Source organism: Lactobacillus sp. UMNPBX4, assembly GCF_002554115.1.
GTDB classification, from domain to species: Bacteria; Bacillota; Bacilli; order Lactobacillales; family Lactobacillaceae; genus Lactobacillus; species Lactobacillus gallinarum.
On the sequence record NZ_PCZF01000128.1, the window covers coordinates 1 to 670 of the forward strand.

Sequence of the window (670 nt, forward strand, 5' to 3'; positions counted from 1 at the left end):
ACTACTTCAGCCACTAAAGATGCTGCTAAGGATGCCATTGATCAAGCTGCTAAGACTAAGGACGATGCGATCGATGCTTCAAACTTAACTGCTGAAGAAAAGGCTGATTTGAAGAAGACCGTTGCTGGTGAAGTTCAAACAGCTAAGGGTAATATTGATGCTGCCACTAAAGACGCTGATGTTAAGACAGCGCAAACTAATGGTGAAAAAGCTATTAATGCTGTTGAAATCCCTGCTTCAGTTTCTAAGACTGCTGCCATTAAAGCAATCAATGCTGCATTAACAGATAAGAAGGCTAAACTTAACGGTACTAACTTAACTGATGAAGAAAAAACCGCAGTAATTAACAAAGCACAAAAGCTTGCTGATGACGCAATTGCTAACATTAATAAAGCAACAACTAACGATGCAGTAAAAACTGCTAAGGACACTGGTGTTGAAACGATTAACAACATGAATGTTCCAACTACTTCAGCCACTAAAGATGCTGCTAAGGATGCCATTGATCAAGCTGCTAAGACTAAGGACGATGCGATCGATGCTTCAAACTTAACTGCTGAAGAAAAGGCTGATTTGAAGAAGACCGTTGCTGGTGAAGTTCAAACAGCTAAGGGTAATATTGATGCTGCCACTAAAGACGCTGATGTTACTACAGCTAAGAACACTGGTG

The 670-nt window shown here is 40.4% G+C and carries 1 protein-coding gene; it reads left to right on the forward strand.

The genetic code is table 11. The features are described from left to right. Window positions 1-670, forward strand: a 670-nt coding sequence (locus CP355_RS10015) for a DUF1542 domain-containing protein (protein ID WP_143468945.1), incomplete at both ends; no start/stop codon positions are given.